Raw genomic sequence first — 23,618 nt, forward strand, 5'->3', positions numbered from 1 at the left:
GGCATCATGCCCCCGGGGTCAGCGTCCCCGTCTCATCGCCCCGCCTCCGTCTCGTCGCCGCGGATGCGGAAGAAGCTCGCATACAGCAGCGGCACCACGACAAGGGTCAGCCCGGTGGCGAAGATGAGGCCGAACATGATCGTCACCGCCATGCTGCGGAAGAAGGGATCGATCAGCAGCGGCGCCACCCCCAGCACCGTCGTCGCGGCGCCGAGAAACACCGGCCGCGCCCGGCTCGCCGAGGCATCCAGCACCGCGAGGATGCGGGGCTTGCCTTCGCGGATCTCGACGTCGATCTGGTCCACCAGCACGATCGCGTTCTTGATCAGCATGCCGGTCAGGCTCAGGAAGCCGAGGATCGCCATGAACTCGAAGGGCGCCTGGAACAGCAGCAGCCCGACCGCCACGCCAACCACCGCCAGCGGCACGGTGAGCCAGATCACCGCGGTCTGGCGCAGGCCGTTGAACATCACGATCACCGCCACCACCATGGCCGCAAAGCCGAAGGGCGCCGCCGCGGCCAGGCCGGCGTTGGCCTCGGCCGCGGCCTTGTGCTCGCCGTGCCACTCGAGCACGTAGCCCGGCGGCAGCGCGATGGCCTCGATCTGCGGGCGCAGGCGCTCGAACAGGGGCGCCGACAGCTGCCCGGCGGGCGGGTCGCACTGCGCCTTGATGGTCGGGAAGCGGTTCTCGCGCCGGATCAGCGCGTCTTCCCACACCGTGTCGACGCGCTCGACGAACTGGCTCACCGGCACGTACTTGCCCGCCGTCGCGCTGAAGACCTGGGCGTTGCCAAGCTCCTCGACGCCGCCGCGCTCGTCCTCCGGCGCACGCGCGAGGATGGGGAGCAGGCGATCATGCTCGCGATACACGCCGATCTGCTGGCCGACGTAGGTGCGCTCGAGCGCGGCGGCGATGTCCGAGGGCAGCACGCCGGCGCGCTGTGCGGCCTCGACCGAGAAGCGCGGGCGCACCACCGCCACCGCCTGGCGCCAGTCATCCTGGATCGCCACCGCCTCGGGGTCGGAGGCCATGATCGCCTTGGCCTCCTCCGCCAGCCGGCGCAGCACCGCTGGGTCGGGGCCGCGGAAGGCGGCTTCGATCTTCTTGCCGCCGCCGCGGCCGAGCATGAACTTCCACACCTTGACGCTGGCCTGCGGGAAGGCGGCCTCGAGCGCGGGCTGCAGGCGTTCGATGAGGCCGACGATGTCCTCGAAGCGCGCGACATCGACGAGCAGCTGGCCGTAGGCCGGGTTCGGGTCTTCCGGGCTGTAGGTCAGCATGAAGCGCAGCCCGCCCTGGCCGATGAAGCTGGTCACATGGCGCACGCCGGGCGCCGCACGCACCGTGGCCTCGGCCTCGGCGACCACGGCGGCGGTGGCGCGGATGTCGGTCCCTTGCGGCAGCGCCAGGTCGACCACGAACTGCGGCCGCGCCGAATCGGGCATGAAGCCGGGCGGCACATGACCGAAAGCGACCACGCCAGCGGCAAGCAGCCCGACCAGCACCGCGCCGCTGAGCCTGCGGTGGCCCAGCACGCCCTGCAGCAGGCGGCGATAGGCGCGCAGCACTCGGCCTTCCTGCACGTCCGCCTCCACCTTCACCTTCAGGAAGGCGGCGCACAGCAGCGGCGTCAGCGTGATCGCGAACAGCCACGACAGCAGCATCGAATACAGGATCACCCAGAACAGCGAGCCGGCGTATTCCCCCATGTCGGTGGGCGACAGGCCGATCGCGCTGAAGGCGAGGATGCCGACCACGGTGCCGCCGAGCAGCGGCCACACCGTCGCGCGCACCACCGCCCCCGCAGCCGGCGCCACCGCCTCGCCCTTGCGCAGCCGCACCAGGATGCCGTCGGTGACCACGATCGCGTTGTCGACCAGCATGCCGAGCGCGATGATCAGCGCGCCGAGCGAGATGCGCTGCATCGCGATGCCGTCCATCCACATGGCGATCAGCGTGCCGGCCACGGTCAGCACCAGCACCGCACCGATGATCAGCCCGCTGCGCAGGCCCATGAAGAGCAGCAGGACCACGACCACGATCGCCACCGCGGCGACCAGGTTGTCGACGAAGCTCGCCACGGCCGCGCGCACCGAATCCGACTGGAAGGACACCACGTTCAGCTCCATGCCTACTGGACGCTGGCCTTCGAGCTCGGCGAGGCGACGCTTGACCGCATCGCCCATCTCCACCACGTTGCCGCCGAGCACGTTGGAGATGCCCAGCCCGATCGCCGCCTCGCCGTCGTGGCGCATCAGCACCGCAGGCGGATCGACGTACTCGCGACGGATGTCGGCGACGTCGCGCAGGCGCAGCAGGCCGCTCGCGGCGTCGCCCGCCACCACCAGCTCGCCGAGCGCCTCGACCGAAACGACGCCGTCCGCGGGCTGGATCTGCAGCCGCAGCGGGCCGGCGTCGACGGCGCCGGCGGGCGCGAGCAGGTTCTGCGCGCGCAGCGAGGCGTAGATGCGCTCGAGCGGCACGCCGAGCTGGGCGGCGCGCGCGCTCGACACCTCGACGTAGATCGCCTCCTTGCGCTCGCCCAGCAGCGCCACCCGCGCCACGCCAGGCACCAGCACCAGCTCGCGGCGCAGGAAGTCGACGTAGTCGTACATCTGGCGCGGGCTGTAGCCCTCGCCGGTGACGGCGTAGAAGAGCGCGAAGACGTCGCCGAAATCGCTCTTCACCACCGGCTCGGCGGCGCCCGGCGGCAGCGCGCGCGCCGCGTCGGCGATCTTGCTGCGCAGCTTGTTCCAGACCTGGTCGAGCTCGGCCTGGCTGCGCGAGAAGGCGAGCTTGGCCTCGATCTTCACCAGCGACTCGCCGGCACGCGACACCGAGGTGATCTCCTCGACCTCCTGCATCTGCTGCACCGCGCCCTCGATGCGGTCGGTGATCTCCTCGGCGACCTGCGCCGGCGAGGCGCCCGGATAGGCGGTGACGACCACCGCCTGGCGGATGACGAACTCGGGGTCCTCGAAGCGGCCAAGGCGCTCGTAGGCCAGCCAGCCCCCCGCCAGCACCAGCAGCGTGGCCACCCAGGCAACGACGGACTTGCGGATCGTGTATTCGGCGATGTTCATCGGCGCCCCCGGCTCAGCGGGGCTCGAGCGGGCGGACCAGCATGCCCTCGCGCAGCGCGCCGGCCCCTGCGCCGACGATGCGCTCGCCCGCCACCAGGCCGGACGCCACGACGATTTCGGCACCCAGGATGGCACCGGTGCGGACCGGCCGACGCGCGACCCTTCCCGCCTCGCTGACCACCCACACGCCCGGCTGGCCCTGCGCATCGGCGGCGACGGCAGTGAGCGGGATGGTGATCTCCGCGTTCGCCGCGGCCGCTCCACCGTCCGTGCCGGTATTGGCCGGCTCGACGCTGACCGCCATTCCCGGCAGCAGGTTCACGCCCACCGGCACCGCGCGCACCGCGAGCACCACCACATAGGTCTGCGTCAGCGGATCGGCCTCGGCGGAGAAGGACCTGAGCGCCAGCGCCAGCGCCTGCCCAGGCGCGACGCGGTCGCCTTCCAGATACGCGACCGCGCCCTGCTGCGGCCGCATGCTGCGCACCAGGCGCTCGGGCACGTTCACCACCACCTCGAGCGCGCGCAGGTCCTGCAGTTCGGCGATCGGCTGCTTGGCCTGCACGTTGGTGAAGGGCTCGATGCGGCGGCGGGTGATCACGCCCGCGAAGGGTGCCTTGATCACGGTGTCGGCGAGGTCGCGCTCGGCAGCGGCGAGATTCGTGCGGGCGAGCTCCAGGCGGGCGCGGCGGTCGTCGACCTCGGCGCGGGCGACGGCCTGCTCCATATCCCACAGGCGCTGGTAGCGCGCGAGGTCGTTCCGCGCACGCTCGAACTCGGCGCGCGAGGCCTCCAGGCGCGAGCGATAGATGCGGTCGTCCAGGCGCGCGACGACCTCCCCGGCCCTCACCCCGCGCCCCTCCTCCAGGCTGAAGGTATCGACGAAGCCAGGCACGTCGAACGATAGCTCGGCACGCCTGGCGGCACGCACCCGCCCGGGCAGGCGCAAGGCCTCGCGCGCGGCAGCCTCGCCCACGGTGACGATCAGCGCCGGACGCACTGCCTCCACCGTTGCAACGGGCGCCGGCGGCTCGCTGCACCCGGCGAGCGGAATGCCGAGCGCAACGATGATCAGGATGGAGGCAAGGCTGGTCGTGCGCATGTATTCATTCCCTTCGTATGCGGAGCGCTGGCGCGCCGGCGCCCAAAGCACTCCGGTCCGGCGCCGCCCTCGTCCGCCTTCAACGCATCACGCTCGCGCCATGGCGTCTGAGCAGCGACAGGCACAGCAGGACGACGAACGAGAACACCACCATGCCGCCCGCCAGCCAGTGCGCCTGCGCATACTCCATTGCCTCGACGTGGCCGTAGATCTGGGTGGACACCACGCGGGTCTTGCCCGGGATGTTGCCGCCGATCATCAGCACGACGCCGAACTCCCCGACCGTGTGCGCAAAGCTGAGGATGGCGGCGGTGAGCAGCCCGGGGCGCGCCAGCGGCAGGGCGACGCTGAAGAAGGCGTCGAGCGGGCTCGCGCGCAAGGTGGCGGCAGCCTCGAGCGGCCGCGCCCCGATCGACTCGAAGGCGTGCTGGATCGGCTGCACCGCGAAGGGCAGCGAGAAGATGATCGAGCCGATCAGCAAGCCGGTGAAGGTGAAGGACAGGGTGCCCCAGCCCAGGGACTGGGTGAGCTGCCCGAGCGCCCCCTCGGGCCCCATCAGCACGAGCAGGTAGAAGCCGAGCACGGTCGGCGGCAGCACCAGGGGCAAGGTCACCACCGCGCTGACCGGCGCCCGCCAGCGCGAACGCGTCTGCGACAACCACCACGCCAGCGGCGTCGCGATCAGCAACAGCAGCACGGTGGTCAGCGTCGCCAGCTCGAGGGTGAGCCGGATGGCTTGCCAGGCGAATTCATCGAGCATCGCCACGCTCACAGGCCGTAGCCGTAGGCGCGGATGACGGCCTTCGCCGCCTCACCCTGCAGATAGCGCATCAGCTCGGACGCGGCCGGATTGTCCTTGCCCCTGGCGAGGATGAGCGCGTCCTGGCGGATCGGCGCGTAGAGATCCTCCGGAACCACCCAGGCCGAGCCCTCGGTGACGCGCCCATCCACGAACACCTGGGACAGCGCCACGAAGCCAAGCGGCGCATTCCGGGTGGCGACGAACTGGTACGCCTGGCCGATGCTTTCCCCCTGGACGAACTTGCCGCGCAGCGCTTCCGCCAGCCCGAGCTCGCGCAGGACCTGCATGGCGGCAGCGCCATAGGGCGCGAGCTTGGGGTCGGCAAGCGCGATGCGCTCGAAGGAGGCCGCGCGCAAGACCTCGCCCCGGTCGTCGACCAGGTCCGCCTGCCTGCTCCACAGCACGAGCTTGCCGATGGCGTAGGTGAAGCGCGTCCCCGCCACACCCAGGCCTTCGCGTTCCAGGCGCGCCGGGGTCTCGTCGTCGGCCGCGAGCAGCACCTCGAAGGGCGCGCCATTCCTGATCTGCGCATAGAACTTGCCCGTCCCGCCAAAGGACAGCGCGAGCTTGTGGCCGGTCTCGTGCTCGAAGGCCGCGGCGATCTTCTGCATCGGTGCAGCGAAGTTCGCAGCCACGGCCACGCTGAGCTCGGCCGCCTGCACGGCACCGGTGAGCGACAGGCTGAGCAATACCAGGGCGGTGGATTTCATCGACAGGGCTCGGTATCGAACGCGGGAGGCACAAGTATAAGAGCGCAGGACCGAACGCGGCGCGCGGCGGGAGCGGAGGATCCGCGGCGGGCACCGCGATGATGCAGCGCGCCAGCGCTGTGCATCGCGGTGGTGCGCAAGCCTGGCGCACGCAGCCCGCGCATTGTTCACCGTGCACACCCGTGATCGTTCGCTCTGAAACGCCAACACGGCCAGAACGCGGTTTGCCGGGATGGCATGAGGTTTGCAGTAAGGAGACACCTGCCACTTTCCGGAGTCACCCTCATGTCCCACGCACCCGACCTCGATCATGACTACCCCCTCAGCGAGGTGCCGCCCGGCGCCCGCAAGGGGCTGCTGTCCACCTCCATCCTGCTGTTCGGCTTTACCTTCTTCACCGCGACCATGTTCGCGGGAGGAAAGATGGGCATGGCCTTCGACTTCAAGACCCTGATCTGGGCCGCGATCGCCGGCAACCTGCTGCTCGGGCTTTACGCCGCAGTGCTCGGGCTGATTGCCTGCCGCAGTGGTCTCAACTCGGTCCTGATGGGACGCTTCTGCTTCGGCGAGCACGGCAGCAAGCTCTCCGACTTCCTGCTCGGCTTCACCCAGATCGGCTGGTATGCCTGGGGCACGGCGACCATCGCGCCGGCGTCGGCACGCTGCTTGCCATCGGCGGGATGTACGACATGCTCATTCCCTTTCTGATCCTGCTCGGCTCGATCATTCCCCCGATCGGTGGCGTGATCATGGCCGACTTCTTCTACGCGCATCGCGGTGCCTACCCGCGCCTCGCGGAGACCGCGCTGCCGCGGTTCAACCGGGTCGGCCTTGGCGCATACGCGCTGGGCGCGCTGTCGGCCTACTTATCGCCGTGGGTCGCACCGCTGGTCGGCATCGCGGTGGCGGCCTCGAGCTACGTGTTGCTGTTCGAACTGCAGCGCGCCCGCCACACCCGTCAGCGACTGAGCGCAGCCGAGGCATGAGCCTGAGCGTGCGCGAGATCCTGCAGCTCCCCCGGCTCCAGGCCCTGCGCCTGCGCGCCGGGGGAGCGGGTGTGCAGCGCAGCGTGCGCTGGCCCTACCTCGCGCAGGATGCATCGATCGCCGAATGGGTGCGGGGCGGCGAGCTGGTGTTCGTCACCGGGATCAACACGCCACATGACGAGGGCGACCTGCTGCGCAGGGTTCGCGAAGCGCACGCAAGCGATTGCGCCGGACTGGTCATCCTGACCGGCCCCCTCTACATCCAACGCATCCCCGACCGCGTCCTTGCCGAGGCCGACCGCCTCGGCCTGCCCCTGATCGAGCAGCCCTACGCACTGCCGCTGGTGGAGGTCACGGAGGCCATCGGTTCGGCGCTGGTCCAGGCGCAGATGCTCGGACAGTCGCGCCAGCAGCTCGTCAAGCACCTGCTCGAGGGTGACATCGCAGACGCCACCGTGCTCGAGCAGCGCGCGCAGGCGCTCGGGCTCGAATTCGGCGGCATGCATCGTGTGCTGGTACTGCAAGCAACCGGCAGTGCGGCGCTGAAGGACAGCCTCGGCGCGGAACAGGCAGAGCGCCGGCTGCAGACCTTGCGTGCCAGCGTCTCGACTGTGCTCGAGCGCTGTCTCGAAACGCTGGGCGCCTCGCTACCGGTGCTCAGCCAGGGCGAGCAGTGGATCGCCCTGCTGCCCATCGACACGGCCTCCTTGACGGGGGTCGGACGCATGCGCACGACCCTTGAGACCCTGATCGCGAACCTGACCGCCGAAGCCGCTCCGCTTCGCCTGTACGGCGGACTGGGCGCACCCTGCCCACACCCGGGCGAGCTTCCGCGCGGATTGGGCGAGGCCCGCCACGCGCTGGCCGTGGCCCTGGCATTGCCAGAGCGCCCGGGCCTGTGCTGCTTCGAGGAGCTCGGGGTAATTGAACTGCTGACTGCAATCCGCGACCGCAGCCTGCTCGAGCGCTTCGTCACCAACACGCTCGGCGCGTTGATGCAGCATGACAAGGCGCACAACAGGGCCCTCATCGAGACCCTGGAGGCCTGGATCCAGAGCAACGGCAACCTCGTCGCCGCGGCGAGCAGCCTCGGCGTGCATCGCAACACCCTGAACCATCGAATGCACCAGATCGAGACCCTGGGCGGACTCGATCTTGCCCAAGCACAACAGCGCCTGAACATTGCCATCGCGCTGATGATCCGACGACTCTCACCCCACTCGCCCGCCAAGAACACGAGGAACTCCGCATGAACCATTTCTACAATGCCCGCCTGCGCGGCCGTGAAGGCCTGTACACCCTGCGCTGGGCCGACGGCTGCATCAGCGCGATCGAGCCGCAGTCGACCACCCTGAGGCCTGAAGTCGCAGGCAGTGACGGGCTCGACGCCGCCGGACGGCTGGTCATCCCGCCACTGGTCGAACCCCACATCCACCTCGACGCCGCCCTCACCGCCGGCGAGCCGCGCTGGAATCTGAGCGGCACGCTGTTCGAGGGCATCGAGCGCTGGGCAGAGCGCAAGGCCCTGGTCACATCCGAGGACACCAAGTCGCGCGCCCACCGCACCATTCGCATGCTCGCCGCGCACGGCATCCAGCACGTGCGCACACACGTTGACGTGACCGAGCCCGGGCTCGCCACCCTGAAGGCGATGCTCGAGGTAAGAGACGAGGCCCGTGCCCTGGTCGACCTGCAGATCGTCGCCTTTCCGCAGGAAGGTATCGAATCCTTCGCCAACGGCCGAGCCTTGATGGAGCAAGCGGTGGAGATGGGTGCCGACGTAGTCGGTGGCATTCCGCACTTCGAGAACACCCGCGATCAGGGTGTCTCATCGCTCCACTTCCTGATGGATCTCGCCGAGCGCCACGAGCGCCTCGTTGACGTGCACTGCGACGAGACCGACGACCCGCAGTCGCGCTTCCTCGAGGTGCTGGCCGAGCTGACGCGCGTCAAGGGCATGGGTGCGCACGTGACCGCGAGCCACACCACGGCGATGGGCTCCTATGACAACGCCTACTGCTTCAAGCTTTTCCGCCTGCTCAAGCAGGCCGGACTGAGCTTCATCAGCTGCCCGACCGAGAGCATCCACCTGCAAGGTCGCTTCGACAGCTATCCAAAGCGGCGCGGCCTCACCCGCGTACCCGAACTCGATCGCGCCGGCCTCAACGTCTGCTTCGCGCAGGACTCGATCGTCGACCCATGGTATCCGCTCGGCAACGGCAACCTCCTGCGCATCCTCGACGCCGGCCTGCACATCTGCCACATGCTTGGCTACGAGGACCTGCAGCGCGCGCTTGATTTCGTCACCGACCACGGCGCCCGCGCGCTGGCGCTGGGCGAACGCTACGGCCTCGAGGTCGGACGACCGGCGAATCTGGTTCTGCTGTCTGCGGCGAGCGACGATGAGGTGCTACGCACGCAGGGGCACGCGCTGGTTTCGATCCGGCATGGCCGCCCGATCATGCGGAGGACGGAGTCCGAGGTTTCGTGGGCACCGGAGACCAGCTGACGCCCTCGCAGATCCCGTGCCCGCCGCCCCAACCCCAGCATGGCTTCGACAACACAGGGCTTGCAGGGCGCAGCAGGACCGGCCCTGCGGAGCGACGACGCTTCGGGCCAGGCGACAAGCCGCGCGCGCTGTGCTACCAATCCCGTCGATGAATCTGCGCGCACGTTTTCTCGAACTGCAGGCGCTGCTGGCCGAGCATGAGTCGGTGTGGCGGCCTGCGCCCTTCCATGTGCGGCGTCCAGCCTGGTGCGAGCGCTGGCCGGCGCTCGCCACCGCGGTGCTGGGACTGGACGAAGCCAGCGTCGAGCACCTCGGCGCGGACCCGGAGGCGTGCGCCGCCTGGCTCCGTCCGCAGTTGCCGGTGGTCGCCCACCTGGCCGCGAGCTGCGCCCTGCCCGAGCTCCCTGCGCGCGCCCTCCCGGCGGGCGACGCCCGCCTTGCGGACGGCATTCCCGGGCGCAAGCTCGCGCAGATCGAGGCCTTCGCGGCGCACGCGCCGCCCGCCCGGGGGCCGCTGCTCGAGTGGTGCGCCGGCAAGGGTCACCTCGGCAGACGACTGGCGCAGATCGAGTGTCAGCCGGTCGCCTCCATGGAGATCGACCCCGTGCTGTGCGCCGAGGCCGAGCGTCTCGCCCGCCGCGCGCGGGTGGCGCAGGAAATCGTGTGCGGCGACGCGTTTGTACCCGAGGCACGGACCCATGTGCGCGGCCGCACGGTGTGCGCGCTGCATGCGTGTGGCGAACTGCACCGCCACCTCGTCCGCAATGCCGCGCGCGACGGCGCGCACGCCTACCGCATCGCCCCCTGCTGCTACCACCTCGGCACCGACGGGGCTTACCGCCCGCTCAGCCGCGACGCCCGCCTCGCGCTCGACGCCGCGACGCTGCGCCTCGCGGTCACCGAGACCGTGACCGCGCCCCGCCATGACCGCAACCGCCTGGCCCGGGACCAGGCGTGGAAGCTCGGCTTCGTGGCGCTGCGAGACGCAGTGGAGCGTGCTGGCGACGCAGCAAAAAGGGAGATGGAAGACGACGCCGACGCACCGCAGCGCCCGCACAACTTCCGCCCGGTGCCGTCAGCCTGGCTTGCGCAGGACTTCGAAGGCTTCTGCCGCAGGCTCGCCACGCGCGAGCAGCTGCGCCTGCCGCTCGCCGTAGATTGGGGGCACTGGGAGAAGGCAGGCGAGCATCGCCGTGACGAGGTTCGACGGCTGGAGCTGGTGCGCCACGCGTTTCGCCGCGCCCTCGAGCACTGGCTGGTGCTCGACCTTGCGCTCGGCCTGGAAGAGCGCGGCTTCGACGTGACCGTGGGACGCTTCTGCGCGCGCGCACTGACGCCACGCAACCTCTTGGTCCTCGCCGAGCGGCGCGCACCCGACTCGCCCACGTCCGGTACGCACTGACGCCCGCAGGCCCACGCCCGTCCTCACGGCCCGTCGCAGGACCTCGGTCAGCGCAAGGCCGCTCCCGAGGCCCGCCGCGATCGGCGCCCCACCATCGCGCAAGGCCTTGCCCGACCCGGGCGAGTCGATTGCCAGCCTGGGGGCGGGGGCTTATCCTCGACCTCGACTTCTCCCCCGACCCGCAGGATCGATGAAACTCACGGTCTATACCGATTACACGCTGCGCGTGCTGATGTACTTGAGCTTGCGCCATGAGAGCGGCGCGCTCACCACGATCGACGAGATCGCGGCCGCGTACGACATCTCGCGCAGCCACCTGATGAAGATCGTGCATCAGATGGGCGCGGCTGGCCTGCTCGAGACGGTGCGCGGGCGCAGTGGCGGCGTGCGCCTGGCGCGCGACCCCGCGGCGATCTCGATCGGCATGGTGGTGCGGATCGCCGAAGGCGATTTCGCGCTGGTCGAGTGCTTCGAGGCCGGCAAGGAGGATTGCTGCGCGATCGCGCCGGCCTGCAACCTCACCCGCGGGCTGCGCCGCGCGCTGGATGCCTTCATGCTCGAGCTCGATCGGATGACGCTGCGCGACGCGGTCGCGGCGCCGAGCGTGGCGGCGTCGCTGCTCGGGATCGACGGCGATCAGCGGCGGATCATCCCGCTCGTGCGTTCGCCCGCGTCGGGCGTCAAGCGCTCACCAGGCTGAATCGCCGCCGGGCGCGGCGCGGCGACGGCGCGGTGCAGCGCAAGGCCGGCGAGCACGAGCGCCAGCACGATCAGCCCCTTGCCGGCGACCGCCTGTTCATCGACGAGGTAGCTCACGCACAGGCGCTGTTCTTCGTCCTGGTACAACAGCCCGGCAGTGGCCAGCATCCAGGCCATGTTGCCGACGAAGAAGGCGGCGATCTCGGGTTCGCTTCGGCGCCAGCTCGCGCGCAGCACCACGCCGGAGAGCCACCACGCACCGTATTTGGCCCACTGCACGCCGGCATCGAGAAGACTGAGGTCGAGCATCGAGGGGATCATCCACAGCGCGCCCACGCAGCTCGCGAACGCGAGCCCGAGCACGCCGTGGGCGTCGACGCGGCAAGGCAGTCCGGCGGGCAGGCGGTGGTGCGCGAGCACGGCGCCGGCGGCCCAGCCGCTGGCCAGCAGCAGCGGCAGCTCCACCAGCATGTGCAGCGCCATGCTGCCTTCGAGCAGCTGGCGCAGGGGCGCCCACAGCAGCAGGAGCGGCAGCGCCGCGAGCAACCCTGTCGGTACCCGTCGGCTTGCGGTGTTCATGAGCGTCCCGCGGCGGCGAGCGCCAGTGCGCGTTCGAGCGCCTGCGGCCAGCGCTCGAGGTCGTAGATGCCCCTCACGGTGCCGCCGGCGTCGATGAGGTGGATGGCCCCGTTATGCACGAAGCCCCCCATCCCGTCCGGCACCGCGACCACGCCGAGCGAGCGCAGCAGGGTCTCCTGCGCCGCCGCGTCGACCGGCGTGCCGATCTGCCACAGCTCGGGCGCCTGCCGGTGGGTGATGCCGTAGTCCCGCAAGGCGGCGGGTGTGTCGTGCGCGCGGTCGAAAGCGATCGACACCAGACGGATCGGGCTGTCGGCGCCGAAGCGCTCGCGCAGTGCGCGCTGCATGCGGGTGTATTCGGCGCCGAGGGCGCTGCACACGGTCGGGCAGCGGGTATAGATGAAATCGACCAGGAAGACCTCGCCCGGCTGTCCCGGCCAGGGCGTCGACGCCGCTCGGTACGGACCTGACAGCGCGACCGGAGGGGCAAGCAGGCGGGCGCCCGCCGCGTCGTCGCGACGCAAGGCCTCGAAGGTCCAGTATTCGAAGCCGCGGGTGAGCTGCCCAACCAGGGCGATGAAGCCCACCAGCAGCGCGAGGGCTGCGAGCAGGGTTGTCACCAGCGCGCGGGGGCGCGCTGCGGCAGCGCTGCCGCGGGCGGCTGGCACTATCCCCGCTCCACGTTCACGCGCCCCTCTTCATCGGCGACGAACTTCGCCGGGCGGCTGAAGAAGCCGAGGAAGAGGCTGCGCCCGATCATCCCGGCGACCTCGCGCAGCCGCTCGCGCGCGGCGGTCTCGAAGCCGGCCGCGGTGTGGCGGTGCCACAGCGTCATCCAGCGCGCGAAGTGCTCAGGCTCGACGCCCTTGAGCTGCATGTGGGTGGTAAAGACGCTGCCGGAGAAGGTGCGCGTGTCGAGCATCATGGTCGACCAGAACTCGACCATGCGTCCGAGGTGGGTGTCCCAGTGCTCGCCGATCGCCGCGTCGAACACCGGGGCGAGCAAGGGGTCGCGGCGCACGTCGGCGTAGAAGGCATGCACCAGGCGGTGAAGATCGTCACGCGTCAGTGCGTTGGACGCGATCGTGGCGGAGGGGGTGGGCGGGCTGTTGGCGCTCATCTCAGTTCAGGGAAGCGCGGCGAGTTCATCGCCGCCGGAGAAGGGTTGCTTGCGGTCCGTGAGCCGGGCCCGCGCCGCGGCCACGGCCTCGGCGTCGATCGGCGCGGCGGCGTTGCCCCAGCTGCTGCGGATGTGGGTGAGCACGGCGGCGATCTCGGCATCGCCCAGCGAGCTGCCGAACGCGGGCATCGCGCCCTGGTAGACCGTGCCCTTGACCTCGAGCGGGCCACTCACGCCGTGCAGCAGGATGGCGGCGAGCGTGTCGGGTTTGCCGAGCACCCATTCCGAACCGGCCAGGGGCGGGAACACGCCCGGCAGCCCCAGCCCGGTGGCCTGGTGGCAGGCGGCGCACATCGAATTGAAGATGGCGCCGCCATCGACCTTGGCGCCCGCCGCCGGCTTGTCGCCGGCCAGCTCGGCTGCGCTGCGGCCGTCGCCCCAGGTCGCCGGCGCATTCAGGTTCGAATGGGAGATGTAATCGACACCGAAGGCGGCAAGCGCCAGCGCGAGCGCGAGGACGAGCCAGGGGATGGGCGTGCGGCCCTCCTCCGGGTCGGGATTCTCGCGGCGCTGCTGCGACAGGATTTCGGGCTTGTTCATGGGCGTCCTCGGCCGCTCAGTTCACGTTTGCCGCATCGGCGACCGGATAACTGCGGTCGAGCGACTTCAGGTAGCTCACCAGATCGAGCGCCTCCGGGCGGGCGACGACGACCTTGCCCGCCGGGGCGAAGTCGGGCGGCAGGGTGACCACCGTCTCGCCCGCCTCGGCCTGGTCGCGCAGCTCGAACAGGAAGGGATAGGCCGGCATGATGCTGCCCGGCGCGTAGGCGCGCGGCTGGTAGAGATGCCCCAGGTGCCACTGGTCGCTCGGCTGGCGAACGCCGATGTTCATCAGGTCCGGGCCGGTGCGCATGGTGCCGAGCAAGGGCGGATCGTCATAGGCGTAGTCGCCCGCCACCGTGGCCCGCCCCCAGGCGCGCTTGGCATCGGGCGCGAACGCCCTCGCGCGCGGCTGCTGCGAGTGGCAATACATGCATCCGTGTTGAATGTATTGCGTGCGCCCGCGCAGCTCGGCCGAGGTGTAAGGCTTGAGGCCTTCGACCGGCGGCGTGTCGCGGACCGTCACGTAGGGCAGCACGACCAGGGCGGCGGTGGCGACCGCCAGCGTGGTCAGGCCGCCGAGGATCAAGCGCGTTTCGCTGTGCATCAGATCGCTCCCGGTGCCGAAAGGTAGGCGGACGATTGCTCCGTGCGGCGCTCGCCGCCTATCAGCAGGCGGACGAAGTGCGCGGCAAACACCACATGGCTGAGCGCCATCAGCGCACCGCCCACGCTGCGGCCCTGCAGGTAGGGCAGCGTGATCTGCACCGATTCCATGAATCCGCGGCTCTCGTCGAGCATCGCGCTGCCCTGCAGCCAGCCGCCGATGGTCAGCGACACGAAATAGATCGCGATGCCGGTCGCGGCCAGCCAGAAGTGCAGGCTGATGAGCCGCGGCCACGGCCAGTCGCGGCCGGTGACGCGTGGCACGACGAAATAGATGGCGCCGAAGAAGACCATCGTGACGAAGCCATAGAGGCCGAGATGGGCGTGGGCCACCGTGTAGTGGGTGAAGTGGGTGATGACGTTGACGCTTCGCAGCGCCTCGAACGAGCCCTGCACCGAACTCGCGGTGTACATCAGTCCGCCGAGGCAGATGAACTGCAGCGTTGGCGAATGGCGCAGCGCGGCGAGATGGCCCTTGAGCGTGAGGTGCTGGTTCACCGTGAAGGCGACCACCGGCAGGATCATCATCATGCCCTGCACGATCGACAGGGTGACCAGCCAGGCGGGAACCGGACCGCCGACGAGATGGTGCCCGCCGACCTGGCCGTAGAAGAAGGCGAGCCCCCAGAAGCCCACCAGCGACAGGTTGTAGGACTGGATCGGCCGGCCGATCAGCTTGGGCAGGAAGTAGTAGATCGAGGCCAGCGCCAGCGGCGTGTAGAACAGGCCGAGCACGTTGTGGCCGAACCACCAGTTCATCGTCGCCGCCTCCACGCCGCGGTGAAGGCCGGGGATGTTGGCGACGAAGAACAGCACCGGAAACCAGAACAGCGCGCACCCCATGTACCAGACCGATACGTAGAGGTGGGCGACCTTGCGCCTGAGCAGCGTGAGGATCAGCGGCAGGCCCACGAGGGCGCCGCCGGCGACGAACAGGATGTCGATCTGCCAGGGGATCTCGAGCCACTCCATGCCGTCGCTGACGCCATAGGCGAGGCTGCCCAGCCCGGCGACCAGCGCCGCGTTCCACAGCGCCCCGCCGAGCACCGCATAGCGGCCGCCGACGAGTTCGGTCTTGAGCAGGCGCGGAATGATGAACAGCGCCGTGCCGAGGCCGGCCATCGGCGCCCAGCCATAGGCCACCGCGTTGAGATGCACGGTGCGGATGCGGCCGAAGCTGAGCCAGGCCTCCGACACCAGCCAGTCGGGCGCATGGAGCTTGATCGAGGCGGTGAGTCCCGCCGCCGAGGCCACGAGCAGCCAGACGAAGGCACAACAGTAGAAGAAGAACACCACCGGAGCGGTCGAGGCATCCGCCGCGGCGCGATCGAGCAGTTCCTGGCTATCGACCGTGCCGGCGCCACCCTCCAAAGCGCGATGCGGCGTCAATGTTTCCGGGTGGCCAATCTCGCCGCGGGCGAAGATCACCTCGCTGCCTTCGGACGCGCGATTCAGCAAGCGGCTGCGCTGCGACCAGATGAAGAAACCGAGGCCGACGAGCGAGAGCACGAAGGCCGACATCAGGATCGAGAGGGTGTTCATGGAAGATTCGCCTGTAAAGCATGGGTCCGGGGCCGCGCGCGGCGTGGCATCGGTTCGGAAGACGATCGGCAGCACGCACCGACCCACGCCTGCCAGCGCAGGAAATTCGCCCGGACACCATCTTAAAGATACATTTACAGTAAATCTTTTAGACTCCGTCTGCAAGACCTGTCGTCAACACGGACAAGGCTCGGCTGGCCCCCTGCCCGCAGGGGCCGCCAACGCCCTTGCATCAGCCTGCCGGTTTCTGTCGGCCTGCCGAACACGTCGTCGGCGTAATGCTTCATCCGCGACGGCTCCACGGTCGGCTTCAGTGCTTCGTGCGACCGCCACTCAGCATTGCGTCGACCGAAGCCCGCCCCGCACCGCTCACCATCAGCGACACCGACGCGGCCAACAGCACGAGGCCGAATTCGTAGCCGTTGTTGCTCATGAACAGACCGTTGCCGATATGCACGCTGAAGATCGCCACCAGCATCGCGAACCCGAGCATCGCTGCCGCCGGGCGCACCAGCAGGCCGGCGATCAAGGCCAGCCCGCCGAAGAACTCGGCGCTGCCGGCAAGCAAGGCCATCAAGTAGCCGGGCGCCAGACCGATCGAGGCCATCCACTGGCCGGTGCCTTCGAGGCCGTAACCGCCGAACCAGCCGAAGAGCTTCTGTGCGCCGTGCGCGGCGAAAATGATGCCTACCGGGATGCGCAGGGCGAGTGCGCTCCAGCCGGCGTTGGTGGAGAGGAAGCGCTGGATGAGGGGATGGGTCATGGTGATTCTCCTTGGGGTCGTCATTGATCAGGCGGGACCGCATCATGTCGTGCCGCTCCGGCCATGGACCGCACTTTACGGGGCGCTATAAATGAGATAAACAGCCAGTACAACGAGAAACTATTCCACTTATAGAGACAATGGACCGCTTCGTCGAAATGCAGACCTTCTGTGCCGTGGTCGATGCGGGCAGCTTCGTGGGCGCGGCCGATGCGCTCGGGATCTCCAAGGCCGCCACCTCCCGCTATGTGGGCGAGCTGGAAACGCGTCTCGGTGTCCGTCTGTTGCACCGCACGACCCGACGCCTGTCCTTGACCGAGGATGGCGAGCGCTTCTACGCACGCAGCCGGGAACTGCTCGCCGGATTGGAGGAGGCAGAGGCCGAGCTGCATTCGCGCAGCGGCGCCGCACGCGGGTTGCTGCGCATCAATGCCCCGGTCACCTTCGGCATTCGCCATCTCGCCCATCTCTGGGGTCCCTTTCGCGAGCTTCACCCCCAGGTCCGGCTCGAGGTCACGCTATCCGATCGGATCGTCGATCTGGTGGAGGAAGGCTTCGATGTCGCGATCCGGATCGCCGCGCTGCCCAGCTCGACCCTGATCTGCCGGCAGCTCGCACGCACACGCATCCTGGCGTGCGCCTCGCCCGGCTACCTGGCGGCCCATGGCACGCCATTGCAGCCAGCCGACCTGGCCCAGCACAGGGTGATCGCCTACAGCTACTGGTCGGGCGGCGACGAGTGGCAGTTCGAGGGCCCGCACGGGCGCGAGAGCGTGCGCACCAGGCCCAGCGTTCATACGAACAGCGGCGACACCTGCCGCGCGATGGCGCTCGCCGGCCAAGGGGTGATCCTGCAGCCCGGATTCCTGGTCGCCGATGACCTGGCCACCGGTGCGCTGGTTGAGCTGATGCCGGCGTATCGATCGGTCGAGCTCGGCATCTATGCCCTCTACCCCACGCGCAAGTTCGTTCCGCCCAAGGTTCACGCATTGGTCGATTTCCTCACCGAGCGCTTCGCGGCACCGCCACCGGGCTGGTAGCAGGCCCGCACCCGGAGCTCTCCGTTGCGGCGGCAGGAACAGTCCGTCCCCGCGACGGGGGTTTTTCCCGGTCGCGAGCACCGATACCGTATGGCCCAGGTAAGGACCCATCAAGAAACTGGAGAAGCGATACATGCTGGTCAACGGGAAATGGATGGAAAAGTGGCAGCCAGTGCAGGCGAGCGATGACGAGGGCCGGTTCATCCGCCAGGATTCGGGCTTTCGGCATCGCATCGGTGCGCACAGCCCCGACGGCTTCACCCCGGAGGCTGGCCGTTACGTGCTGTACGTGGCTTACATCTGCCCGTGGGCGTGCCGAACCCTGATCGCCCTGCGCCTCAAGGGGCTGGAGGACGCGATCGCCATCCGCGTCGCCGACCCGCGCCTCACCGACCAGGGCTGGGCCTTCACCGGCGAACTCGACACCGACCTCGACGACATCAACGGCGCGCGCCACATGCACGAGCTGTACACCCGCGCCGATCCGAGCTACACGGGACGGGCGACCGTGCCCGTCCTTTGGGACCGCTCATGCCGCACCATCGTCAATAACGAATCGGCGGACATCCTGCAGATCCTCGACGGCGATTTCGGTACGCTCGCGCGCAACCCGATCGCGCTGAGGCCGGCCGCGTATGTCGACGCGATCGAGACCGCCAACGCGCGCCTCTACGCGGACTTCAACAATGGCGTCTATCAGGCCGGATTCGCCACCACGCAGTCGGCATACGACGAGGCGGTCGAACGGGTATTCGACTGCCTTGCGTGGCTGGACGGGCGACTCGCGGACGCTCGCTGGCTGGTCGGCGACCGGCTCACCGAGACCGACATCCGCGCTTTCGTCACGCTGATCCGTTTCGACCTCGCGTACCACGGACTCTTCAAATGCAACCTGCGCCCGCTCTCGGCCTACGCGAACGTGATGGCCTATCTGCGCCGCCTGCTGGCCATCCCGGCCTTCGCCGGCAGCGTACGGCCAGATCACATCAAGACCGGGTATTACTCCATCAGGGCACTCAACCCGAACGCGATCGTGCCGGCAGGGCCGCTGCTCGACTACCTGTAAACGAACGGAGCATGGCGGCAGGCGATCGACCGGCTGCCAGACGGAAAGCGCAACGCACCGCGCGCTCCATGCAGGCAAGCCGCGCGTGAGCAATCGAGGTGCGACGATCCGTCTCAGCCGCCCACGCTGCGCCCCTCGCCCGCCTCCTCGTGCGTCACGCCGTCGCGAATGTGATAGATGCGCTTGAAGGTCGGGATGATCTTCTCGTCATGGGTCACGACGATGATGGCGGTCTGGCACTGGGTGGCCATCTCGTTCAGGATGCGCACCACCGCCATCGCCCGTGTGCTGTCGAGCGGGGCCGTGGGCTCGTCGGCAAGGATCACCGGCGGCCGATTGACCAGGCCGCGCGCGATCGCAACCCGCTGCTGCTCGCCGCCCGACAACTGGGAAGGCATCGCCTCGGCGCGATGCCGGATGTCGAGCGCGCTCAGCAGCGCAAGCGCCTGGGCGCGCGCCGCGGCGTTGGCGACCCCCGCCAGCATCGGCAGCAAGGCAACGTTGTCGGTCACGTTCAGGAAGGGAATCAGATACGGCGCCTGGAACACGAAGCCGATCCTGTCCCGGCGCAGCGCGCGCAGGTCGCGCACCTTCCAGCCCTTGTCGAAGATCAGCTCCTCACCCAGCGTCATGCGTCCGGCGCTGGGGTCGATGACCGCACCGAGGCACTTCAGCAGCGTGCTCTTGCCCGAGCCGGACGGACCGATCAGGCCGACCACCTCGCCGGGGGCGACCCGCATGTTCACGCCCTTCAGGGCATCGACCGCCGTGTCGCCATGCCCGTAGCGCTTGGTCAGCCCTTCGATGAGGATGCCGCGGCCTGTCTGGAGGCTCATCTCAACCCCCGATCGCTTCGGCGGGATCGACACGCAATGCGAGTCGGATCGACACCAGGCTGGCGAGCACGCAGATGATCATGACTGCCGCAAAGCCGGCAATCGTGTCGGCGGGCACGAGCAGGACGTACTTCGGAAAGAACGGCGCCGAGAAGGTGGCGGTGATCTTGCCGACCACGAAGCCGATCAGCCCGAGCGCCACCGCCTGCTGCAGGATCATCGCCGCGATCGTGCGGTTGCGCGTGCCGATGAGCTTGAGCACCGCGATCTCGCGGATCTTGTCCATCGTCAGCGTGTAGATGATGAAGGCGACGATGGCTGCGCTCACGACTGCGAGGATGACGAGAAACATCCCGATCTGGCGCGCCGAGGTGGCGATCAGCTTGCCGACCAGGATGCCTTCCATCTGGGCGCGGGTATAGACCGTCAGCCGCTGCCAGCGCCGGATGGATTCGGCCACTTCGTCCGGCGCGTAGCCCGGCGCGAGGGTCACGAGCACGGCATTGACGTAGGGGTTCGTGCTCTGCGAGGCCAGCACCGCATCGAGCAGGCCCGGCACGCCGGGACGGTTCAGCGCCGGGTTGGCCTCGGTGCGGCGCCGGCCCTGCCAGATGGCGTCGTTGTCCTTCAGGAACTGGGCCTCCTGCGCATCCTTGAGCGGAATGAACACCATCGGGTCGCCGGAGGACGAAACCATCCGTCTCGTGAGGCCGACGACGGTGTATTGATTGCGCCGGATGCCGAGCCGGTCGCCGATCCGGAAGCCGGCCGCGATGTCGGCCACCGCCTCGTAATGAGCGCGCGTGATCTGCCGTCCCGCGACCAGATAGGGCGGCCAGCCGGGTACCTGTCCCGGCTGCCCGGCGGCGATGCCGACCACCATCGCGCGCACGTCCTGCGTGCCCTTGCGCACCTGCATGGTCAGGTAGGTGATGTTTGCCGCGCGCGCGACGCCGCGCACGCCGAGCAGGCCGCGGTAGACGTCGTCATGCACGCTGGAGGATTCGGCATAAGGCCCGAGCGTGTCGCGCTGCACCACCCAGAGGTCGGCGCCGCTGTTGTCGAGCAGCGCCTTGCCGTCATCGACCATGCCCCGGTACACGCCCGCCATCACCAGCGTGACGCCGATCAGCAACCCCAGGCCCATCCCGGTGAAGACGAACTTGCCCCACCCATGCAGGATGTCGCGGCCGGCGAGGCTGATCACCTATGCGCTCCCGGGAGGGTGGAAACCACATCGATGCGGCTGTCGCGGCTCAGGGCGCGCTCGCTGTAGAGCACGATCTCCTCACCCGCCGTCAGTCCCGCGCGAACCTGAACCCGTCCGTCGAGGTCGGCCGCCCCCAGCTTGATCGGCGCGAAGTGCAGGCGTCCTTCCTTCACCCGCCACACCCCCACCTCGCCCGCCTCGCGCCTGAGGGCGGCGTTGGGAACCACCACGGCAGCCGGCGCCGGGGGCAAGGCGACCGTCACCTCGGCGAGTTCGCCAAGCGGCGGCATGGGCTCGGGCCTGCTGTCGAACACGACCTTGGCGAGGAGCTCCTCGGTGACGGCGTCGGCCCTCGGCTCCACCCGCAGCACACGCCCCGGCAGCGGCGCCTCGCTGCGCGAGCGCAGGACGATGGCGGCCTCCAGGTCGCGTGCGAGCTCGCCTGCACCGACCTGATCCAGCCGCAGGTTTATCCAGAGGCTGGAAGGATCGATCAGCTCCACGACCGCCTGCCCGGCCACCACCGTGGTGCCCGGCTCGGCCTCGCGCAGCGTGACCACGCCATCGACGGGCGCGACGAGTTTCAGGTTGTCCAACTGGGCCACGAGCGCGGCGCGCTCCGACTGCACGCGCGCAAGCTCCTCGCGCGCCGCGACGAGGCCGGCTTCGGCGATCTCGCGCTCCTGGCGGCGGGTGATCGCGACCTCCTCGCTCGCGGCCTGCAGCGCACTGAGCTTGTCGTAGCGCCGCGACTGCGCCTGCGCGAAGGCCTGGCGTGCCTCGGCTTCGCGAACACCCGCACGGGCGCGCTTGAGCGCCGCGTCCTGCGCACGGATGCGATCGGACAGATCGACCGCATCCATCTCGCCCAGCACCTGGCCCGCGCTCACCCGGTCGCCCACCTGCACCTCGACGCGGCTGACCCGTCCGGCCAGCGTCGGACCGATGCGATAGGTGTGGCGCGCCTCCACCGTGCCGATGCCGAACAGGGTGGGCGACACCGTGCCCTCCTGCACGCGCACCACCGTCACCTTGACCGGCGCCAGCGGCCCGGAGCGCATCGCGACATACGCGAACACGGCCAGCAGCGGCACGATGATCGCGATCAGGGCGATGCTGCGCCCATGCAGTTTCAGCGCCCGCATGGCGAGCTCCGGATGCCGGCGAGATAGATGGCGAACACCCGTGGCGCGCTCGCCCGCATCAGCCCCATGTCGCCTGCGATCAGGGACTGCATCACCAGGCCCTGGATGGTGCCGACGAAGAGCGTTGCGGCCGCGTCGACGTCGCATTCAAGCGCGACCTCGCCCGCCGCCTTGCCGGCCTCGAGATGGGTCCGGATGCGCTGCCCGTAGCGCCCGAGCAAGGCCTGGGCGGCTCGTTTGGCCGGCGTCGCCTCCGCGCGCTGGAGCTCGCCGAACAGCATGCGGGGAACACCGGGGTGTTCGATGACGAAATCCACATGCGCCTCGAAGATCGCCTGCAAGGCTGCAATCGGTGAAGCGCCCGCGCTGGCCGCATGGTCGACGCGGGCGAGCAGCCGATCGGCGACCCAGTCCATGACCGCCTCCCAGATCGCGTCCTTGGTCGGGAAGTGACGGAACAGCGCGCCCTGGGTCAGCTTCATGTGGCTGGCGATCGCCGCAGTGGTGATGTCGCTGGGGTTCCGTTCGGCGGCCAAAGCCACCACGGCTTCGACGGTCACCTCGCGACGCGTTTCAGCCGGAAGATGCTTGGAAGACAAGACCCACCCCTTAGTAAGTAATCATTTACTTACTATCTTAGACGCATCCGTGGTTTGTGCAAGCCGGTTGCCCGCATCGCGATCAGGGAACGCAGCCGCCACCACGAGGCGGGTGGTTCATGTCCGGTTCAGGATCGCAGCCTCATCATTCTCCCGTCCTCATCACGCCAACGCTCCTACAATCGCGGGCTGGAGCACCTGCGGGGTCCGCCGCTCCATCCACTTCCACCCGATCCACCGCCCCTTGCTTCCATGACCTCCATCACGCCACGCCAGGCCCTGCTGCTTTCGCTCGCCGCAGCACTGGTCACCATCGCGATGAAGACCGGCGCCTGGTGGCTGACCGGCTCGATCGGCTACCTGTCCGACGCGCTCGAGTCGGTGGTCAACCTGGCCGGCGCCGGCTTCGCGCTGTGGATGGTGTCCTACGCGCAGCGGCCCGCGGACGATGACCACCCGTACGGCCATGGCAAGGCCGAATACTTCTCGGCCGCGTTCGAGGGCGGGCTGATCTTCATCGCCGCGCTGATCATCCTGCTCACCGCCGGCGAGCGCCTGCTCAATCCGCAGCCGATCGGCGCGCTGGGGCTCGGCACCCTGCTGTCGGTCGGCGCGAGCCTGATCAACTTCCTGGTCGCGCGCGTGCTGCTGCAGGTCAGCCGCGCGCACCGCTCGCTCGCGCTCGAAGCCGACGCCCGCCACCTGATGGCCGACGTGTGGACCACCGCCGGCGTGGTGTGCGGCGTCGGCCTGGCGGTCGTCACCGGCTGGAGCTGGCTCGACCCGGTGGTCGCCGGCGCGGTCGCGCTCAACATCCTGCGCGAGGGCTGGGAGCTGATGCGCCGCTCGATCGACGGCCTGATGGACCGCGCGCTGTCCGACGCCGAGGTGGCCGCGATCGAGCGCACGCTGGCCGAGGCCTCGCCACCCGGATGCTTCCACAGCAAGCTCCGGACCCGGGCGGCGGGCGCGCTGCACTTCGCCCACGTCGAGCTGTGCGTGCCCGGCGACTGGACGGTGGCCGAGGCCCACGCCGTGGCCGACGCGCTCGAACGCATCGTCCTCGAGCGCACCGGCACCCGCCTTTCGACCCACCTCGAACCGATCCCGCCCGCCGCGCCATCGGGCGCCGAGACCGACCTGACCTGAGCGCCGC

General features: G+C 69.2%; 24 protein-coding genes. 9 read left to right on the plus strand and 15 right to left on the minus strand.

Annotated elements, in window-relative coordinates; all coding sequences use genetic code 11:
• Positions 1–32: 32 nt before the first annotated feature.
• From AAG895_RS12280 to modA, 4 genes are all read right to left on the minus strand, one after another.
• Positions 33–3,086: an efflux RND transporter permease subunit gene (locus AAG895_RS12280; RefSeq protein WP_345792294.1), complete on the minus strand. Its 3,054-nt coding sequence runs from the start codon at positions 3,084–3,086 to the stop codon at positions 33–35.
• A 13-nt stretch (positions 3,087–3,099) separates the two neighbouring features.
• Entirely contained in the window at positions 3,100–4,188 is a 1,089-nt protein-coding gene (locus AAG895_RS12285) for an efflux RND transporter periplasmic adaptor subunit (protein ID WP_345792295.1), read from the minus strand.
• A gap of 79 nt (positions 4,189–4,267) precedes the next feature.
• Entirely contained in the window at positions 4,268–4,948 is a 681-nt protein-coding gene (modB, locus tag AAG895_RS12290) for a molybdate ABC transporter permease subunit (protein ID WP_345792296.1), read from the minus strand.
• 8 nt (positions 4,949–4,956) lie between these two features.
• Positions 4,957–5,700 (minus strand): molybdate ABC transporter substrate-binding protein, encoded by a 744-nt coding sequence (modA, locus tag AAG895_RS12295; protein ID WP_345792297.1) that lies wholly within the window; start codon positions 5,698–5,700, stop codon positions 4,957–4,959.
• Between the two features lie 285 nt (positions 5,701–5,985).
• On the opposite strand from modA, the gene AAG895_RS12300 reads away from it, so the two are divergent.
• The 6 genes from AAG895_RS12300 to AAG895_RS12325 all read left to right on the plus strand — a co-directional run bounded on the left by AAG895_RS12300 (position 5,986) and on the right by AAG895_RS12325 (position 11,297).
• Complete coding sequence (locus AAG895_RS12300; RefSeq protein ID WP_345792298.1) at positions 5,986–6,408, plus strand: cytosine permease; 423 nt, start codon at positions 5,986–5,988, stop codon at positions 6,406–6,408.
• Positions 6,390–6,686 (plus strand): hypothetical protein, encoded by a 297-nt coding sequence (locus AAG895_RS12305; protein WP_345792299.1) that lies wholly within the window; start codon positions 6,390–6,392, stop codon positions 6,684–6,686. Before AAG895_RS12300 ends, AAG895_RS12305 begins: the two co-directional genes overlap by 19 nt.
• Entirely contained in the window at positions 6,683–7,939 is a 1,257-nt protein-coding gene (locus AAG895_RS12310) for a PucR family transcriptional regulator ligand-binding domain-containing protein (protein ID WP_345792300.1), read from the plus strand. The genes AAG895_RS12305 and AAG895_RS12310 overlap by 4 nt, the downstream gene beginning before the upstream one ends.
• Positions 7,936–9,195 carry a cytosine deaminase gene (gene codA, locus AAG895_RS12315; RefSeq protein WP_345792301.1) on the plus strand — a complete coding sequence of 420 codons (1,260 nt, stop codon included), beginning with the start codon at positions 7,936–7,938 and terminating at the stop codon, positions 9,193–9,195. The genes AAG895_RS12310 and codA overlap by 4 nt, the downstream gene beginning before the upstream one ends.
• A 148-nt stretch (positions 9,196–9,343) precedes the next feature.
• A complete protein-coding gene (locus AAG895_RS12320; RefSeq protein ID WP_345792302.1) occupies positions 9,344–10,597 on the plus strand; it encodes a methyltransferase in 1,254 nt (417 codons plus the stop codon).
• A 190-nt stretch (positions 10,598–10,787) separates the two neighbouring features.
• On the plus strand, positions 10,788–11,297 hold the full coding sequence (locus AAG895_RS12325) for an Rrf2 family transcriptional regulator (RefSeq protein ID WP_345792303.1): 510 nt from the start codon (positions 10,788–10,790) through the stop codon (positions 11,295–11,297).
• Here AAG895_RS12325 and AAG895_RS12330 read toward each other — a convergent pair.
• The 7 genes from AAG895_RS12330 to AAG895_RS12360 all read right to left on the minus strand — a co-directional run bounded on the left by AAG895_RS12330 (position 11,234) and on the right by AAG895_RS12360 (position 16,566).
• Positions 11,234–11,875: a hypothetical protein gene (locus AAG895_RS12330; RefSeq protein ID WP_345792304.1), complete on the minus strand. Its 642-nt coding sequence runs from the start codon at positions 11,873–11,875 to the stop codon at positions 11,234–11,236. The genes AAG895_RS12325 and AAG895_RS12330 overlap by 64 nt on opposite strands.
• Positions 11,872–12,543, minus strand: coding sequence for an SCO family protein (locus AAG895_RS12335; RefSeq protein ID WP_345792305.1), 672 nt, complete (start codon positions 12,541–12,543; stop codon positions 11,872–11,874). Before AAG895_RS12335 ends, AAG895_RS12330 begins: the two co-directional genes overlap by 4 nt.
• Positions 12,543–12,995 (minus strand): group III truncated hemoglobin, encoded by a 453-nt coding sequence (locus AAG895_RS12340; protein ID WP_345792306.1) that lies wholly within the window; start codon positions 12,993–12,995, stop codon positions 12,543–12,545. Before AAG895_RS12340 ends, AAG895_RS12335 begins: the two co-directional genes overlap by 1 nt.
• 6 nt (positions 12,996–13,001) lie before the next feature.
• Complete coding sequence (locus AAG895_RS12345; RefSeq protein ID WP_345792307.1) at positions 13,002–13,595, minus strand: cytochrome c; 594 nt, start codon at positions 13,593–13,595, stop codon at positions 13,002–13,004.
• Between the two features lie 16 nt (positions 13,596–13,611).
• Complete coding sequence (locus AAG895_RS12350) at positions 13,612–14,202, minus strand: cbb3-type cytochrome c oxidase subunit II (protein ID WP_324525312.1); 591 nt, start codon at positions 14,200–14,202, stop codon at positions 13,612–13,614.
• Positions 14,202–15,803 carry a cbb3-type cytochrome c oxidase subunit I gene (locus AAG895_RS12355; protein WP_345792308.1) on the minus strand — a complete coding sequence of 534 codons (1,602 nt, stop codon included), beginning with the start codon at positions 15,801–15,803 and terminating at the stop codon, positions 14,202–14,204. The genes AAG895_RS12350 and AAG895_RS12355 overlap by 1 nt, the downstream gene beginning before the upstream one ends.
• Positions 15,804–16,113: 310 nt before the next feature.
• Positions 16,114–16,566, minus strand: coding sequence for a DoxX family protein (locus tag AAG895_RS12360; RefSeq protein WP_345792309.1), 453 nt, complete (start codon positions 16,564–16,566; stop codon positions 16,114–16,116).
• Positions 16,567–16,706: 140 nt separating this feature from the next.
• Here AAG895_RS12360 and AAG895_RS12365 point away from each other — a divergent pair, with 140 nt between their 5' ends.
• A complete protein-coding gene (locus AAG895_RS12365) occupies positions 16,707–17,606 on the plus strand; it encodes a LysR family transcriptional regulator (protein ID WP_345792310.1) in 900 nt (299 codons plus the stop codon).
• Positions 17,607–17,739: 133 nt separating this feature from the next.
• Positions 17,740–18,672: a glutathione S-transferase C-terminal domain-containing protein gene (locus tag AAG895_RS12370; RefSeq protein ID WP_345792311.1), complete on the plus strand. Its 933-nt coding sequence runs from the start codon at positions 17,740–17,742 to the stop codon at positions 18,670–18,672.
• Positions 18,673–18,785: 113 nt separating this feature from the next.
• Here AAG895_RS12370 and AAG895_RS12375 read toward each other — a convergent pair whose 3' ends face one another.
• The 4 genes from AAG895_RS12375 to AAG895_RS12390 are packed head-to-tail and all read right to left on the minus strand — an operon-like array spanning position 18,786 to position 22,462.
• Positions 18,786–19,508 carry an ABC transporter ATP-binding protein gene (locus AAG895_RS12375; RefSeq protein WP_345792312.1) on the minus strand — a complete coding sequence of 241 codons (723 nt, stop codon included), beginning with the start codon at positions 19,506–19,508 and terminating at the stop codon, positions 18,786–18,788.
• A gap of 1 nt (position 19,509) precedes the next feature.
• A complete protein-coding gene (locus AAG895_RS12380) occupies positions 19,510–20,715 on the minus strand; it encodes an ABC transporter permease (RefSeq protein WP_345792313.1) in 1,206 nt (401 codons plus the stop codon).
• A complete protein-coding gene (locus AAG895_RS12385; RefSeq protein WP_345792314.1) occupies positions 20,712–21,863 on the minus strand; it encodes an efflux RND transporter periplasmic adaptor subunit in 1,152 nt (383 codons plus the stop codon). The genes AAG895_RS12380 and AAG895_RS12385 overlap by 4 nt, the downstream gene beginning before the upstream one ends.
• Positions 21,851–22,462, minus strand: coding sequence for a TetR/AcrR family transcriptional regulator (locus AAG895_RS12390; RefSeq protein ID WP_345792315.1), 612 nt, complete (start codon positions 22,460–22,462; stop codon positions 21,851–21,853). The genes AAG895_RS12385 and AAG895_RS12390 overlap by 13 nt, the downstream gene beginning before the upstream one ends.
• Before the next feature lie 252 nt (positions 22,463–22,714).
• Here AAG895_RS12390 and AAG895_RS12395 point away from each other — a divergent pair, with 252 nt between their 5' ends.
• Entirely contained in the window at positions 22,715–23,611 is an 897-nt protein-coding gene (locus AAG895_RS12395; RefSeq protein ID WP_345792316.1) for a cation diffusion facilitator family transporter, read from the plus strand.
• The last annotated feature ends 7 nt before the right edge of the window (positions 23,612–23,618 follow it).

The organism is Thauera sp. JM12B12, from assembly GCF_039614725.1.
Lineage (GTDB): Bacteria > Pseudomonadota > Gammaproteobacteria > Burkholderiales > Rhodocyclaceae > Thauera.

Bases quoted from the DNA above. Each gene is read 5' to 3' on its own strand.
- AAG895_RS12350 (WP_324525312.1), bottom strand. From the start codon at position 14,202: ATGCACAGCGAAACGCGCTTGATCCTCGGCGGCCTGACCACGCTGGCG.
- AAG895_RS12310 (WP_345792300.1), top strand. From the start codon at position 6,683: ATGAGCCTGAGCGTGCGCGAGATCCTGCAGCTCCCCCGGCTCCAGGCC.
- AAG895_RS12330 (WP_345792304.1), bottom strand. From the start codon at position 11,875: ATGAACACCGCAAGCCGACGGGTACCGACAGGGTTGCTCGCGGCGCTG.
- AAG895_RS12285 (WP_345792295.1), bottom strand. From the start codon at position 4,188: ATGCGCACGACCAGCCTTGCCTCCATCCTGATCATCGTTGCGCTCGGC.
- AAG895_RS12320 (WP_345792302.1), top strand. From the start codon at position 9,344: ATGAATCTGCGCGCACGTTTTCTCGAACTGCAGGCGCTGCTGGCCGAG.
- AAG895_RS12300 (WP_345792298.1), top strand. From the start codon at position 5,986: ATGTCCCACGCACCCGACCTCGATCATGACTACCCCCTCAGCGAGGTG.
- AAG895_RS12385 (WP_345792314.1), bottom strand. From the start codon at position 21,863: ATGCGGGCGCTGAAACTGCATGGGCGCAGCATCGCCCTGATCGCGATC.
- AAG895_RS12280 (WP_345792294.1), bottom strand. From the start codon at position 3,086: ATGAACATCGCCGAATACACGATCCGCAAGTCCGTCGTTGCCTGGGTG.
- AAG895_RS12395 (WP_345792316.1), top strand. From the start codon at position 22,715: ATGACCTCCATCACGCCACGCCAGGCCCTGCTGCTTTCGCTCGCCGCA.
- codA (WP_345792301.1), top strand. From the start codon at position 7,936: ATGAACCATTTCTACAATGCCCGCCTGCGCGGCCGTGAAGGCCTGTAC.
- modB (WP_345792296.1), bottom strand. From the start codon at position 4,948: ATGCTCGATGAATTCGCCTGGCAAGCCATCCGGCTCACCCTCGAGCTG.
- AAG895_RS12365 (WP_345792310.1), top strand. From the start codon at position 16,707: ATGGACCGCTTCGTCGAAATGCAGACCTTCTGTGCCGTGGTCGATGCG.
- AAG895_RS12370 (WP_345792311.1), top strand. From the start codon at position 17,740: ATGCTGGTCAACGGGAAATGGATGGAAAAGTGGCAGCCAGTGCAGGCG.
- AAG895_RS12305 (WP_345792299.1), top strand. From the start codon at position 6,390: ATGCTCATTCCCTTTCTGATCCTGCTCGGCTCGATCATTCCCCCGATC.
- AAG895_RS12355 (WP_345792308.1), bottom strand. From the start codon at position 15,803: ATGAACACCCTCTCGATCCTGATGTCGGCCTTCGTGCTCTCGCTCGTC.
- AAG895_RS12345 (WP_345792307.1), bottom strand. From the start codon at position 13,595: ATGAACAAGCCCGAAATCCTGTCGCAGCAGCGCCGCGAGAATCCCGAC.
- AAG895_RS12325 (WP_345792303.1), top strand. From the start codon at position 10,788: ATGAAACTCACGGTCTATACCGATTACACGCTGCGCGTGCTGATGTAC.
- AAG895_RS12375 (WP_345792312.1), bottom strand. From the start codon at position 19,508: ATGAGCCTCCAGACAGGCCGCGGCATCCTCATCGAAGGGCTGACCAAG.
- AAG895_RS12360 (WP_345792309.1), bottom strand. From the start codon at position 16,566: ATGACCCATCCCCTCATCCAGCGCTTCCTCTCCACCAACGCCGGCTGG.
- modA (WP_345792297.1), bottom strand. From the start codon at position 5,700: ATGAAATCCACCGCCCTGGTATTGCTCAGCCTGTCGCTCACCGGTGCC.
- AAG895_RS12340 (WP_345792306.1), bottom strand. From the start codon at position 12,995: ATGAGCGCCAACAGCCCGCCCACCCCCTCCGCCACGATCGCGTCCAAC.